We start from the raw sequence: 14,245 nt of genomic DNA, 5'->3' as shown, positions 1-14,245 counted from the left end.
GAACCAGGCGTAGGATAATTTCACCCGCTGAGTTGAGAAAGTACTGAGATTAGAACCGGTTGATGCCAGGGTACGTCGCTTAATGCGCGGTGATATTCACGATGGCGCCCCAGCGTTCAGCGCTAAAATGCGTAGCGTTGAGCACTTTAATCGTGATCGACTTATCGCCGTTGATGCAGTACAACGCGTTAGCCAACGGCGTGAGCTTATCGCCTTCCTGTAAACGTCGGCCGCAGGGCGTGAGTTCGGCAATGATCGTTAACTGGCCGCTTTGCAGAACCGCGTGGGTAGGTGTAGACGTCGAGTTCTCGTGTAGTTTCTTAATCCACCATTCCATTTGTTTATTCCTGACCTGTTACACTCCGGCGATAATTCATGTTTGCTTCTCATCTGACAATAAGAACAGGTGGTTGGTTTAGTCTATGTTTAATAAGTGAATCGCAGGATCGGATCCGCTTTGAGTATTACCCACGCCCTCGCAGCTAAAGAGATAATTCGGACAGAAATATGGCAATGATGCGTTTTACCCGCCTGCTGAATAAGTCGGGCTTAAGAATGGTCTCGGTGGTGAAAAAAGCCATTATTGGGCTGCTGGTGGTCGTGATCGTCTTTTTTATTGGCCGTATTTACGAGTCGCAGCGCGGCCCGGCGCTGCACCGCTGGCATACCTGGACGGCGAATGAAATGATCGCCAGCGAGATTGACCACGCCACTTTTGCTGAATACCAGACGCGGGAAGCGGCGATCTTTCGCGATATGAAAAGCAAAATTACCGACACGCTGAGCGACGATGAAAAAACGGCCATTAACCGCTTTTACGCGCAAAGCCTGGTCTATCCGGATAAGTTTCATCCCGACTGGAACCGCTCCTTTATTCTGCTGCCGCAGGGCAAACCGCGCGGCGCGGCGGTGCTGCTCCACGGCCTGACGGATTCGCCCTACAGCGTGCATTATCTGGCGCAGCGCTATCAGCAGCAGGGATTTGTCGCCGTCGCGCCGCGGCTGCCCGGACATGGGACCGCCCCCGGCGCGCTCACCGGGGTGGATCGCGAAGAGTGGATAGCGACAACCCGGCTTGCGGTGCGCGAAGCGACGCGGCTGGCGGGGGATGACGCGCCGCTGCACGTGGTTGGTTACTCCAACGGCGGGGCGCTGGCGCTGAAGTACGCCCTCGATAGCCTTGAGGATAAATCGCTGCGCCGGCCGCAGCAGGTCATCCTGCTGTCGCCGATGATTGGCGTGACCGCATTTGCCCGTTTCGCCGGGCTGGCCGGTTTACCCTCTGTGTTTCCGGCCTTCGCGCGCGCGGCGTGGCTGAACATCGTGCCGGAATTTAACCCCTATAAATACAATTCGTTCCCGGTGAAGGCGGCAAGGCAGTCGTGGCTATTGTCGCAGGCGCTGCAGCAGCAAATCGTGCAGGAAGCACAGAGTAAGCGGCTTTCTGAACTGGCGCCGGTGTTAACTTTCCAGTCGGTGATGGATTCCACGGTCAGCACCCGGGCGGTGGTGGATTCGCTCTATCGCTATCTGCCGGATAACGGTAGCGAACTGGTGATTTTCGATATTAACCAGGCGGCGAATTTGCGCGCGCTATTCCGCCCGTCGCTCTATTCGGCGGTCAATACGTTATTGCCGCCGGCGCCGCGGCCCTACGGCACCACGGTGATTACCAACGCCGCGCCCGACACCTATGAGACGGTAGCCCGCACCACGCTTGCCGGAACGCGAAGCGAAACCGTGACGCCGCTGCATATCGCCTGGCCGCAGGATATGTACTCCCTGTCGCACGTGGCGGTGCCGTTCCCGCTGAGCGATTCGCTCTATGGCCGGGAACCGGCGGAGAAAAATCGCTACGGGATCAGCATCGGGACGATCTCGTTGCGCGGAGAAACCGCTACGCTGAGCGTCGGGCTGGATACGCTGATGCGCGTCACGTCCAACCCGTTTTTCCCGTGGATGATGGTGAGAATTAACCATCATATCGCCTGTAGCGATCGGGCTGATATCGCTGCCTGTCTCCGTCCTGAGTCGGCGGCGTCAGAATAGCGTAAGGTGCATCACGGTACGGATGGCGATCCCGGCGATTGCGCCGGTCGCGGCGAAGCGGAACAGGCGTACGAAGCGCGAGCTGACGCCCAGAAAGATGCCGATGCCGGGGAGGTCGAAGGTCTGCACCAACAGGCCTGCCGAGGCGTTGATCTGGCTTACGGTTACTTTACCCTGCTGAACGAGCTCGGAGACCACGCCGAAGTAGGCCGTACCGCCGGCCACGCATTTGACCAGCGCCGGCAGCATGAAGTTAACCGGGATATTCAGCCACAGCAGCAGCGGCATCAGCAGGCGCTGGAGCATCTCAATCAGGCCCGCCGCCTGCATAAAACCGACGATAGCCAGCGACAGGATCAGCATGGGCACCGCGCCGAGGGCCAGGCGAATGGCGTCGGCGCCGGCGCTGTTGATAACGGCGATTATCCCCTGGCTATTTTGTTCGGCCTCAGGCAGCGCTTCGGCCCGCGCGTTTTCAACCATTGACAGCCTGCGGCCGGTGATATGCCAGGTGACCGCGGCGGCGCACAGTCCGCCGACAATCGAGATAACGATAGAGGCCAGCCAGTGCAGGCCGAAGGGCGTTAACGGATAAAACACGTTGCCTTGACCCATGGCGAAAAGCATCGCCAGCGTGGCGGCCATCTGCCGGTCCGAAGCGCCGCGTTTATCCATAATCGCGAGGGTCGCCAGCGGGGCGGCGAAGCTGACAAAATTCATCTGAATCAGGGCAAACGCGCTCATCCCGGTTAAGCCGAACGGCTTAAGCAGCGGGGCGAGCCAGCGAACGATAACGTCCAGTACCCCGCGTACCTCGAGATATTTCATCACGATGAGCATGACGACCATGATTGGCAACAGCGTATAAAGCGCCACATCGACGGACGTTTTCCCCGCCGACATAATAATGCTGATGAAGTCCATCTATTTCTCAATCACTACGGACAGAAAGGATAATTAGCGCCATCATAATACCAGCGGCAAGGAATTGAAATCGCCGTGGCGGTTCTCACTGTCCTGAAATGGGCGCTTAACTGGACTTGCAATTAGCCCCTGGCCGGTGCAGAAAATTTGTCTGCCGATATTTGCAAAGCCTGTTTTTTGTTCCCAAACTGAATGAACACCGGGCGACTTTCTTTAAGGATAAAACTATGCAACGTTGTCTGCGGGTAGCGTGGGGAATTGTGTTTATTTTCGCCTTTTCAGTACAGGCTGAAACTAAAATATACGGCGAGCAGCGCGTCAGCGGCTGGTGGAACTGGCTAAAAAACGATGTCTCGCAGACCTGGAATGAGCCGCAAAACTACGATCTTTATCTGCCGTTTCTCAGCTGGCACAACCGCTTTATGTACGATAAAGAAAAGACCGATAACTATAATGAAATGCCGTGGGGCGGAGGATTTGGCGTGTCCAGATATAACCAGGAGGGGAACTGGAGTTCGCTCTATGCCATGATGTTCAAGGATTCGCACAACGAGTGGCAGCCGATTATCGGCTACGGCTGGGAGAAGGGCTGGTATCTTGATAGTCGCCGCGATTTTCGCCTTGGCCTTGGCGTCACCGCCGGCATCACCGCCCGCGATGACTTCGCCAACTACGTGCCGCTGCCGATTATTTTGCCGCTTTTCTCCGCCAGCTATCGTAGTCTGAGCGTGCAGTTCACCTATATTCCCGGCACCTATAACAACGGTAACGTGCTGTTCGCGTGGCTACGCTACGGTTTTTAGCCATGCGCGGGCGGCGGCTGGCGCCTTACCCGACCGACAAAGAGAACCTGAATCCTTTCCCCGGGCCCGGTAAGGCGGCGTCCACGCGGCCAGGAATCACAGATCGTCAAATCGTAATCACTTTTTTAATTAGCGAATTGGACAGCGCCAGCATCGAAATCAGCACCGAAGTAATAAACGTGAGGACAATCAGCATTAACTTTGTCCCCAGCGAGTTAATCGGGATAAATGCGGTGAGCAGGTGAAAAACGGAGTAGTGGAGAATATAAACGCCGGTCATCGTTTTGCTAATGGTGGCGAGAAGGGTCTCTTTAAACTCGCTGTTTTTACGAAAACGCACGCCGTTGGCCGCAATAACCAGCGCAACCACCAGAATATAAATTTGTGAACCGGTCAGAATGAACGCATTTCTGTCGGCCTTAAACAGGGCGAAAAAGAAATGCCGCTCGTAAAACCAGGTGAAAAGATAAATAAACGGAATGGCGATCATCGCGCCTTTGACCACTTTTTCACGCCTGAGCCAGTCGGCGACCAGCGGGTCGCTGAACAGCTGACCGGTCAGATAAAATAGCAGCCAGGTCCACAGGCGGTACTGCGGCGCCAGGCTTAGCGCATGAATATCAGGATACAGCGCGGAGAGAAGATCGTAACCATACGAGAGAAGCAGCAGGGAGAACACCGTGGCAAAGAACGCTGTGCGCCTTTGGCTGAGCCACTCGATAACCGGGTGAAAGGTGTAAATGACGATAAACGCAAACACAAACCATGGCTGGATAAGATAGCCGCGCTGGTAGGGCTCCCAGAGATAGTACACCGTCATCCAGAATAGAAAGACGATTACCACGCTCTTGATTTTGCCCAACTGCCATTGTGAATCGTGGCGAGACTGCGAATCCAGATAGCCCGCCACCACAAAAAACAGCGGCGTGGCGATAGTCGAAATAAACGTCAAAAACCCGAGGATCCAGTGATAGTCATAATCATAGCTATCCCAGGTGTTATAAATGGTGAAGAAAGTCACCGCCGTCATGCATCCCAGCGTTTTAATAATATTTAACCCGGTACTATTCATGGTTGTCGCTTCATGTCCTTATTGTGGAAACAGGCGTAGATTACCGGCAGAACCAGCAGCGTCAGAATAGTAGCAAAACCCAGACCAAACATGATAACAACGGCCATGCTCTGGAAGAAAACGTCCAGTAATAGCGGCGCCAGGCCGAGCACGGTGGTAAACGCCGTCAGCAGGATCGGGCGCAGACGCGACGTGGCGGCATAGATAATGGCCTCCTGTTGTCCTTTCTCCTGCTTCTGCTGTTCAATCTCTTCTACCAGCACGATGCCGTTACGGATCAGCATGCCGCTCAGGCTCAGCAAGCCGATTAACGCCATAAAGCCAAAGGGGATGCCGGTAAGCAAGAAGCCTGGCGTTACGCCAATCAGCGCCAGCGGTACGGTCAGCCAGATAGCCACCGCGTTTTTCAGCGAACTGAACATCAGCACGGTAATCACAAACATCACCAGGTAGCCCAGCGGCAGGGTAGTGAACAGACCCTGCTGCGCCTCGCTGGAGTTCTCCGCATCGCCGCCCCACTCGATGCTGTAGCCGTGCGGCAATGCGATCGCATCAATCTGCGGCTTCACGCGGGACAGGATATCCCCCGACGTCTGGTTGCTCAGCGGATCGGGATCGGTCTGCACCGTCAGCACGCGGCTGCGGTCGCGGCGCAGGATTAGCGGATCTTCCCATTCGAGGTGAAAGCCGCTGACCACGTTACTGAGCGGAATATACTGCTGGCGGCTCTGGCTCCAGACCAGCACGTTATTCAGGTGATTCGCGTCCTGGCGCTCAGCGGCCGGGGGGCGGACGACCACCGGCAGCAGGTCGGCTCCCTCGCGGTACAAGCCCGCGCGGCTGCCGGAGAAGTTCATCTCAAGCGCGTTATCAATATCCTGTTTATCTACCCCCAGCTCGCGGCCAAGCGCGGTGGAGTACTGCGGGCGGATAACTTTGCTGCGGTTTTGCCAGTCGTTCCGCACGCCATCGGTAGCCGGATCTGCGGAGAGAATATCGCCAACCTGGCTGGCGAGCAGGCGCAGGCGGTCTGGGTCCGGACCTTTAATCCGCACCTCAATGGCGCTGTCGCCGGAAGGGCCGAACATCACGCGTTTCGTGCTGGCGTTGACCTGCGGGTAGTTGCGCGCAATATAGCGATCAACATGCTGCGTCAGCGCGTTAATATTGCGCTGGTCGTCCATACGCACCATGATCTGCGCATAGTTGCTGTACTGCCGCTGACCGCTGTAGGTGAGGATAAACCGCATGCTGCCCTGACCGACGGTGGCCACGGTGGTGACCACCCCGGGCTGGCCGTTAATGGTGGTCTCAATATCGCTGGTCATCTTTTCGGTGGTCGCGATATCGGTACCGTACGGGAGCCAGAGATCGACAAAGAAAATCGGCGTATTTGACGAGGGGAAAAAGTTTTGCCGCACCGATCCGAACCCCCAGATAGCGGCGGCCAATAGCGCCGCCATGATGGTCAGGGTGAGGGTTTTGCGCAGCAGAAGGGCTTGCAGAGCCTGCTGATACAGGCGGTAAAAGCGCCCGCCGTACGGGTTGGCGTTGGCCTGCGCTACCGGCTGCGATTGATTTTTAAATAGCCACCATTTAATCAGGACCGGGGTAATGGTCAGCGCCGAGAACCAGCTCAGCATGAGCGAAATCAGCAGCACCTGGAACAGCGATTTACAGTATTCCCCGGTCGAGTCCTGCGACAGGCCAATCGGCGCAAAGGCGAGAATGGCAATTACCGTGGCCCCCAGCAGCGGCAGCGCCGAACGGCGGATCACATAATTTATCGCCGTAAGCAGCGTAGACCCCTGCTGGCGGGCGATCAGCACCCCTTCGACGATGACGATGGCGTTATCGACCAGCATACTGAGGGCGATAATCAGCGCCCCCAGCGAAATGCGCTGCAGCTCGATGCCCCACAAATACATGATCAGCAGCGTGCCGAGCACGTTGAGCGCCAGCGACAGGGCGATAATAATGCCGCTGCGCACGCCCATAAAGATCAGCAGGACCCCAACGACAATCGCCAGCGCCATCAGGAAGTTAGTGATAAAACCGTTGACCGAGTGGGCGACTTCCGCCGCCTGATCGTAGAACAGGTCAATGCTGATCCCGGCCGGTTTTTCCGCCGACATCTGCTCCAGCTTGCTCTCCAGCGCGCGGCCAACATCAATCACGTTAACCCCGGGAATAAACGATACCCCCATGGTGACTGCCTGGCGGCCGTTGGCATGGTAGATGCTGGCGGGCGTTTCGCTCAGCCCGCGCGATAGCGTGGCGATATCGCGCAGCCGCGTCGCCGTTCCCGAACCGTGCGGGCTGATTAACAGGTCGCCGAGCTCATCGAGGTTGGCAAATTCCCCCGTCGGGTGCAGGCGGATCGACTCGCTGCCGGATTTAATCTCGCCGGCGTTAGATACCACATTCAACCGGCTGAGGATAGCCGCCAGCTGGTTGAGCGTGATGCCGCGGGCGGCCATTTTCGCCAGCGAGATATCGATGTTGATTTGCTGAGGGATCGCCCCGCCGATGGCGACTTTGCCGACGCCGGGAACCAGCACCAGTTCGCGGCGCAGCTGCTCGGCGTAGCGAACCAGTTCAGGATTGGTAAAGCTATCGCCGGAGATAGCAAAGAAGAAGCCAAAGACATCGCCAAAATCATCATTTACAAACGGGGAGGCGACGCCGGGAGGAAATTGACGGGCGGCGTCGCCCACCCGGCGGCGCAGTTCATCCCAGATTTGCGGCAGCTCGCTGGAGTGGTAGTGCGAGGCGATATTGACGGTGATTTGCGACAGGCCGTTGGAGGAGATCGAACTGACGTTGTCGAGATACGGCAGCTGCTGCAGCGCGTTTTCGAGCGGCAGGGTGACTTCTTCTTCAACCTGCTGTGCCGACGCGCCGGGATAATGGGTGATCACCACGGCGGTTTTGATGGTAAACGCCGGGTCTTCCAGACGGCCAATATTCAGCAGGGCGAAGATCCCCCCGATGCCCAGCAGCAAAATAGTCAGCCAGACGCGGATCGGGTTGTTAATAAACTGGCGGGAGATATCCATTACAAACCTCGTTCACGCGTCCAGATACGAACCGGCTGTTGCGCATGCAATTCGCTGACGCCTGCCGCCACTACACGCTCGCCGACGCTGAGCCCTTCGGTGATCACCACGCCCTGAGAGGTGACCTGACCAACGCCGACTTGTCTCTCTTCCAGCTTAAGCTGGTCGCCGCTGCCCTGAACGACCCAGACGTGGGGGTCATTGCGCGGGCGATTATCCGGGTTAAACACCGCTTCGACCGGCACCACCACCGCATTTTTACCGGCGCTGGCGGGCAGGTTCGCCAGGTTGATTGTCACCGTTCCGCTCACGCCTCCCACCGCTGGAAAGTCGGCCGGTCGCGGCATGGTCAGGATGATTTGCCAGGTGAGCGTGCTGCTGTCGCTGCTGCCGGTGTGCTCTTTATATTCGGCGGTAAACTGGCGGTCCGGCATGGCGTTAATTTTGACGACCGGACGATACTGCGCGTTGCGAATATCGAGCGCGGTAAAGAGATTTTCCGGAACGCTAAACACCACGTCGAGCAGATCGGTTCGCGTCAGGGTCACAATCGGCTGCCCGGCGGCAACCACCTGATGGTTACGTACCGGGACGTAAGCGGCAACGCCGCTGAACGGGGCGGTCAACGTCATTTGCGACAGCTCTTCGCGGGCGATTTTCAGCGCGGCGTTGGCCGCGTCGCGGTTGGCCCGCTGGATATCCATTTCCGCCTTTGAAATCGCCTGGCGACCGGCCAGCGTCTGGAAACGATCGAACTGCCGCTGGGCGAGGGTGGCGGCAGTCTGCCGTTCATTCACGCGCTGCTGCGCCTCCCGTGCGCTGAGGCGGGCAAGGGGCTGCCCCTGAGTAATAGCGGCCCCCTGACGTACATCAAGCGATTCAATCTGCCCGCCGCGTTTAAAAGATAAATCGGTGGAATCCCCGGACTCAATGCGGGCGGGGAATACTCGCTGCTGTGAATCACCGATGGCAACCACCTCGGCGACTTTGACCATCCGCGGCAGCGGGGTAATTTGAGGTGCTTTCCGATCGCAAGCCGTTGTTATTAAAATAACAAGCGGAATGAGAGAAAAATAACGATTCACTGTATTCCCCTCGGAGTTAAAGGCTATGTTTTACATATTGTTCACAATCGCTGATTTTATTCAGCGAGTGCCGAGACAACGAAATAGGTAATTAACCCGGTAGCCGTACAGGCGATTATTGCCAGGGCAATAAACAGGCTCAGGCGAAACAGACTGTAACCGAACATCGTTCCTCCTTTAGCTTAAATAGCTGGCTAAGTAAATTCTTATCTTAATAATTGTTGTGGGGCGCCAGAAAGCGAGCAAGCCACTGATAATGAGGATAGTCGTAGTAAAACGGAAATGTTAAAAAGAGCAAAAATTATGGCGATGTCGACGATTTTACCGGGTTTGTAGTCGAATTGTCTGGCTGTACCTGGCTCTGTGATATTTTTCAATATATTAATTGGCTGCTTAATAATGTTAACCGTGGTGTGCTACGTTTAATTATAGCCACGCGTCTAACAGATTTTGTTCTTGAGATTGCTTCCTCAGCACCATTGCCTGGGCTGTTTTCACCACCTTTTTTTATAGGTAATAAAAGGATTGTCTCTATGTATAAAAATATCCTCGTGCCGGTTGATGTGTTTGAAATCGGTATTGCCGACAAGGCCTTATCCCATGCCCGATTCCTTGCGCAAAGCTCTGCCGGAAAGATTCATCTCCTGCACGTCATTCCCGCTTTTTCCCCGGTGCTGACGCGCGGTTTTATTTCCGATGCACGGAAAATGGAAGACTATCTGGTTAATACATCTAAAGAAAAGCTGGACGAGCTCAGTAAAAAACTCTCGCTGGCGGAAAACGAAATCCAGATTCACATACGCAGCGGCAACATTCGCGATGAAGTGACCAAACTGGCCGATGAGCTGAAGGCGGATGTGGTGATCGTCGGTTCGCGCAATCCCAATATTCAGACCCATCTGCTGGGATCGGAGGCGGCAGGTATTGTTCGTTATGCCCATGTTCCGGTTTTTGTGGTGCGTTGAGGGTGGCCTGAGGCTGTCCTGATTTCCGTTACAGGAGTGAGGAGATAACTATGAGTACAGAAAAACCGGGCGGCCCGTTTTATCAGCTCTCCGTAGAAGAAACGCTGACCAGCACCAACAGCACCCCGGAAGGTATCAGCGGCGCCGAGGCATCGGCGCGCTTGCAGCAATATGGTGAAAATGCGCTGCCACAAAAAGCCGGAAAGCCGGCGTGGCTGCGCTTTCTGGCGCATTTTAATGATGTGTTGATTTACGTCCTGCTGGCGGCGGCGCTGCTGACGGCGGTCATGGGCCACTGGGTAGATACCCTGGTAATTCTGGGCGTGGCGGTGATTAACGCGCTGATCGGCCATATCCAGGAGAGCAACGCGGAAAAATCGCTCCAGAGCATTCGCAATATGCTCTCCAGCGAGGCAGTGGTGATTCGTCAGGGTAATCATGAAACGATTCCGACCACCGCTCTGGTTCCCGGCGATATTGTGGTGATCCGCGCAGGCGATCGTATTCCCGCCGACCTGCGGGTGATCGAAGCGCATAATCTGCGGGTGGAAGAGGCGATTCTGACCGGTGAATCGACGGTGGTGGAGAAAAGCACCGAGGCGCTCAGCGGTGAACTGCCGCTTGGCGATCGGACGAACCTGCTGTTTTCCGGCACTACGGTGAGTTCGGGCGGCGGAAAAGGCCTGGTGGTGGCGACCGGCGGCGATACCGAGCTGGGCCACATTAACCAGATGATGTCGGATATCGAAAAGCACCGTACGCCGCTGCTGGTGCAGATGGATAAGCTCGGTAAAGCCATCTTTATCATCATTCTGGTGATGATGGCCGCGCTATTTGTCTTCAGCCTGCTGTTCCGCGATATGCCGGTTTCTGAACTGATGCTGTCGTTGATTAGCCTCGCGGTGGCGTCGGTGCCGGAAGGGCTACCGGCGATTATCTCGATTATCCTCTCGCTCGGCGTACAAACCATGGCCCGGCAGAAGGCGATTATCCGCAAGCTGCCGACCGTGGAAACCCTCGGCGCGATGACGGTGATCTGCTCGGATAAAACCGGGACGCTGACCATGAACGAGATGACGGTCAAGGCCGTTATCACCGCCGATAAGGTTTATCGGGTGGAAGGCGACAGCTACGAGCCGGTAGGGAATATTCATCCGATCGATGAACCCGCCCCGATAACCGTTGCGCCGGGCACGCTGCTGGAACGCTATCTGCGCACCATCGACCTGTGTAATGACAGCCAGCTTATCAAAGATGAAAGCGGGCTGTGGAAAATTACCGGCGGCCCGACCGAAGGGGCGCTGAAGGTGCTGGCGGCGAAAGTCCCGCTCCCGGCGGTCAACACCGAGCTGCGCAGTAAAATACCTTTCGATTCACAGTACAAATATATGTCGACGCTGTACCGCATCGGCGATGAAGAGATGATTTTGATTACCGGCGCGCCCGATGTCCTGTTTCGCCTGTGCCAGCATCAGCAAACCGATCATGGCCTGGAGCCGCTCGACCAGCCTTACTGGGAAGCGAAAATCGAAGAGTACGCGCGGGAAGGGCTGCGGATGGTGGCGGCGGCGTGGAAACCGGCAGCCGACGGGCAAACGGAGCTTGGCCATCAGGATTTGCAGCAGGGCGTCATTCTGCTGGGGATCGCCGGGATGATGGATCCGCCGCGACCGGAGGCGATTACGGCGATCGGCGACTGCCTGCAGGCCGGGATCCGCGTGAAGATGATCACCGGCGACCACCCGCAAACCGCCATGAGTATCGGCAAGATGCTGGGGATCGGCAATGCGGAAAACGCCATTACCGGGCGCGAGCTGGAGGTGATGGACGATATTCAGCTTAGCGAAGCGGCGCAGAAATTTGATATTTTCGCGCGTACCAGCCCGGAAGATAAATTCCGCCTGGTCCAGGCGCTGCAAAGCAGGAAAGAGGTGGTCGGGATGACCGGCGATGGCGTGAACGACGCCCCGGCGCTGAAGCAGGCCGATGTCGGGATCGCCATGGGGATTAAGGGTACCGAAGTGACCAAGGAGGCCGCTGATATGGTGCTCACCGATGATAACTTCGCCACCATTGCCAGCGCCGTCAGAGAAGGGCGCCGGGTCTACGATAACCTGAAGAAAACCATCCTGTTTATCATGCCGACTAACCTGGCGCAGGGGCTGTTAATTATTATCGCGCTGCTGGCGGGGAATTTAATACCGCTGACGCCGGTGCTGATCCTGTGGATGAACATGGCGACCTCCGCCACGCTGTCGTTTGGCCTGGCGTTTGAAGCCGGTGAGAAGAACATCATGCGCCGTCCGCCGCGCGATCCTAAGCTGCACGTAATGGACGGCTTTGCTATCTGGCGGGTGATTTTTGTCGGTTCGATGATTGCCGTTAGCGCCTTTGTGCTTGAGGCCTGGCTGCAGCCGCGCGGCTATTCGCCTGAGTTTATTCGCACGGTGCTGTTGCAGACGCTGGTCACCGCCCAGTGGTTCTATATGCTTAACTGCCGGGTTGCGGATGGCTTCTCATTGAGTAAAGGGCTGCTGGCGAACCGCGGGATCTGGATTGTCAGCGGGGTGCTGCTGGTGCTGCAGCTGCTGATTATCTACGCGCCGTTTATGCAGATGCTGTTTGGTACCGAAGCGCTGCCGTTCCGCTACTGGGTGATCACCTTTATTATCGGTTTTGTCATGTTCCTTATTGTAGAGGTTGAGAAACCGCTGACCCGGAGATGGCGCACGGCCTGAACCTCACCCGGAGGCGCTGCTGCGCACCTCTCCTGGCTACCCGTACGATGATGATTGGATAGCCGGACAGGTGCAACGCGCCGCCCAGGGAATCCCCCCTTCGCTTGCAATTGAGATTGATATTGGCAATCATTATCATTAATGATGGCGTGCTGGAAAAATCAACCGATGTTAATCCGTAAGTTTTATTCTGCTTATCCGCCTAAAGGGCGGATTTTTATCGCCGCGCTGGTCTGCGCGTTCTACGGCATTAACGCTGACGCCAAACCGGATATGAGACCGTTAGGGCCGAATATCGCTGACCGCGGCTCAGCGTATTATCACTTCAACGTTGCTTATTTCGATTCGCTTGACGGCGAACGGCATTATAAGGTCTGGACCGCGATACCGAACGCGGCGCCGCCAGCAGAGGGGTATCCCATTCTCTACGCTCTGGACGGCAACGCGGTGATGGACCGGGTGTCCGACTCGCTGCTTGCGCAGCTTACGCAAAAAACGCCGCCCGTTATTGTGGCCGTGGGCTATCAAACGACATTGCCCTTTGATCAGAACGCCAGAGCCTATGACTACCGGCCGACCGTCAAAGAGAATTCTGCCGATAGCGGGCGGGACTCGCGCAAAAGCGGCGGTAGCGAGGCATTTCGCCAGCTATTACAGAATACTATCGTGGAAAACGTTGAGCGCGGGATGAAGATTGACCCGCGGCGACGGGCGATCTGGGGGCACTCCTACGGCGGATTATTTATTATTGATTCCTGGCTGGCGTCATCCCGCTTCCGGATCTATTTTTCTGCCAGTCCTTCCCTGGGACGAGGCAATGCCTCGTTGTTAGATAAGATGGCCGAGGCAAAAGCCGATGCGTTTAGCCAGAGATCCCTGTACCTGATGGAAGGGGCGGTTGCGACGCAGCGGGTCTCTTCCGCAGGGGCAGAAGAGACCCGGGGCAACGTCCTGCAGACGGTTTCTCTGCTTAAGAAAAAGGGCGTGGCGGTCAACTGGTGGCCTTATCCCGGGCTGTCTCATGGGGAGATGTTTAACGCCTCGTTGCAAAGCGCGCTGCTTAAGGTAGCAGACGGTACGCTTCGTCGGCGACCGGCTCCAGCCATTCGTTAGACGCCCCTTCGGCAGGGACGGCAACGGCAAGATGCGCAAACCAGCTATCGGCGGCCGCACCGTGCCAGTGTTTGACCCCCGCAGGAATATTCACCACATCCCCGGCGGTAAGCTCACGCGCCGGTTGATTCCACTCCTGATACCAGCCGCGTCCGCCGGTTACCAGCAGGATTTGTCCGCCTTTATGGTGGATATGCCAGTGGTTTCGACAGCCGGGCTCAAACACCACATTGCCGATATTGACGCCTTCCGTGGAGAGCATATTCAGGTAGCTGGTGCCCTGAAAATACTGCGCATAAGCCTCGTTTTTCTTCCCCTTGGGGAAGATACCGTTACCGTCAAATTGTTGGTTCATGATGTCTCCACAGTTCAGTTTCGGGCTTCAAGCTAGTCATTACGGCTCACCGAACAAAGTGTAGAGAAGGTTCGATTAAATG

General features: G+C 56.4%; 11 protein-coding genes. 5 read left to right on the top strand and 6 right to left on the bottom strand.

Annotated elements, in window-relative coordinates:
* Positions 1-79: 79 nt before the first annotated feature.
* Positions 80-337: a histidine kinase gene (locus CMQ96_RS01900; RefSeq protein ID WP_049089251.1), complete on the bottom strand. Its 258-nt coding sequence runs from the start codon at positions 335-337 to the stop codon at positions 80-82.
* A 170-nt stretch (positions 338-507) separates the two neighbouring features.
* Between CMQ96_RS01900 and CMQ96_RS01895 the strand changes: the two genes are divergently transcribed.
* Positions 508-2,049: a carboxylesterase gene (locus tag CMQ96_RS01895; protein ID WP_098065768.1), complete on the top strand. Its 1,542-nt coding sequence runs from the start codon at positions 508-510 to the stop codon at positions 2,047-2,049.
* Here CMQ96_RS01895 and CMQ96_RS01890 read toward each other — a convergent pair.
* Entirely contained in the window at positions 2,041-2,973 is a 933-nt protein-coding gene (locus CMQ96_RS01890) for a nucleoside recognition domain-containing protein (protein WP_098065766.1), read from the bottom strand. The two genes, CMQ96_RS01895 and CMQ96_RS01890, sit on opposite strands and share 9 nt — an antisense overlap.
* Positions 2,974-3,200: 227 nt before the next feature.
* Between CMQ96_RS01890 and pagP the strand changes: the two genes are divergently transcribed.
* Positions 3,201-3,776, top strand: coding sequence for a lipid IV(A) palmitoyltransferase PagP (pagP, locus tag CMQ96_RS01885; protein WP_098065764.1), 576 nt, complete (start codon positions 3,201-3,203; stop codon positions 3,774-3,776).
* A 106-nt stretch (positions 3,777-3,882) separates the two neighbouring features.
* Here pagP and CMQ96_RS01880 read toward each other — a convergent pair whose 3' ends face one another.
* Genes CMQ96_RS01880 through CMQ96_RS01870 form a run of 3 tightly spaced genes read right to left on the bottom strand, consistent with a single transcriptional unit; the run spans position 3,883 to position 8,992 of the window.
* Positions 3,883-4,806, bottom strand: coding sequence for an acyltransferase (locus tag CMQ96_RS01880; RefSeq protein ID WP_162685378.1), 924 nt, complete (start codon positions 4,804-4,806; stop codon positions 3,883-3,885).
* A gap of 38 nt (positions 4,807-4,844) precedes the next feature.
* Complete coding sequence (locus CMQ96_RS01875; RefSeq protein WP_024359971.1) at positions 4,845-7,907, bottom strand: efflux RND transporter permease subunit; 3,063 nt, start codon at positions 7,905-7,907, stop codon at positions 4,845-4,847.
* On the bottom strand, positions 7,907-8,992 hold the full coding sequence (locus CMQ96_RS01870; protein WP_049089257.1) for an efflux RND transporter periplasmic adaptor subunit: 1,086 nt from the start codon (positions 8,990-8,992) through the stop codon (positions 7,907-7,909). The genes CMQ96_RS01875 and CMQ96_RS01870 overlap by 1 nt, the downstream gene beginning before the upstream one ends.
* 533 nt (positions 8,993-9,525) lie before the next feature.
* Here CMQ96_RS01870 and CMQ96_RS01865 point away from each other — a divergent pair.
* From CMQ96_RS01865 to CMQ96_RS01855, 3 genes are all read left to right on the top strand, one after another.
* The gene (locus CMQ96_RS01865) at positions 9,526-9,957 is read left to right on the top strand and encodes a universal stress protein (RefSeq protein WP_098065762.1); all 432 of its coding nucleotides are present in this window, start codon (positions 9,526-9,528) and stop codon (positions 9,955-9,957) included.
* Positions 9,958-10,007: 50 nt separating this feature from the next.
* Positions 10,008-12,695: a cation-transporting P-type ATPase gene (locus tag CMQ96_RS01860; protein ID WP_004136560.1), complete on the top strand. Its 2,688-nt coding sequence runs from the start codon at positions 10,008-10,010 to the stop codon at positions 12,693-12,695.
* A gap of 168 nt (positions 12,696-12,863) precedes the next feature.
* The gene (locus tag CMQ96_RS01855) at positions 12,864-13,808 is read left to right on the top strand and encodes an alpha/beta hydrolase (RefSeq protein WP_049089262.1); all 945 of its coding nucleotides are present in this window, start codon (positions 12,864-12,866) and stop codon (positions 13,806-13,808) included.
* On the opposite strand, the gene CMQ96_RS01850 is transcribed toward CMQ96_RS01855, so the two are convergent.
* Positions 13,756-14,163: a cupin domain-containing protein gene (locus tag CMQ96_RS01850; protein ID WP_004136567.1), complete on the bottom strand. Its 408-nt coding sequence runs from the start codon at positions 14,161-14,163 to the stop codon at positions 13,756-13,758. The two genes, CMQ96_RS01855 and CMQ96_RS01850, sit on opposite strands and share 53 nt — an antisense overlap.
* Between the last annotated feature and the right edge of the window lie 82 nt (positions 14,164-14,245).

It is taken from the genome of Klebsiella sp. MBT K-1 (assembly GCF_002556465.1).
Taxonomy (GTDB): Bacteria; Pseudomonadota; Gammaproteobacteria; order Enterobacterales; family Enterobacteriaceae; genus Klebsiella; species Klebsiella grimontii.
The sequence above is the reverse complement of the archived record's forward strand: the minus strand, read 5'-3'. Positions and strand labels throughout refer to the sequence as shown.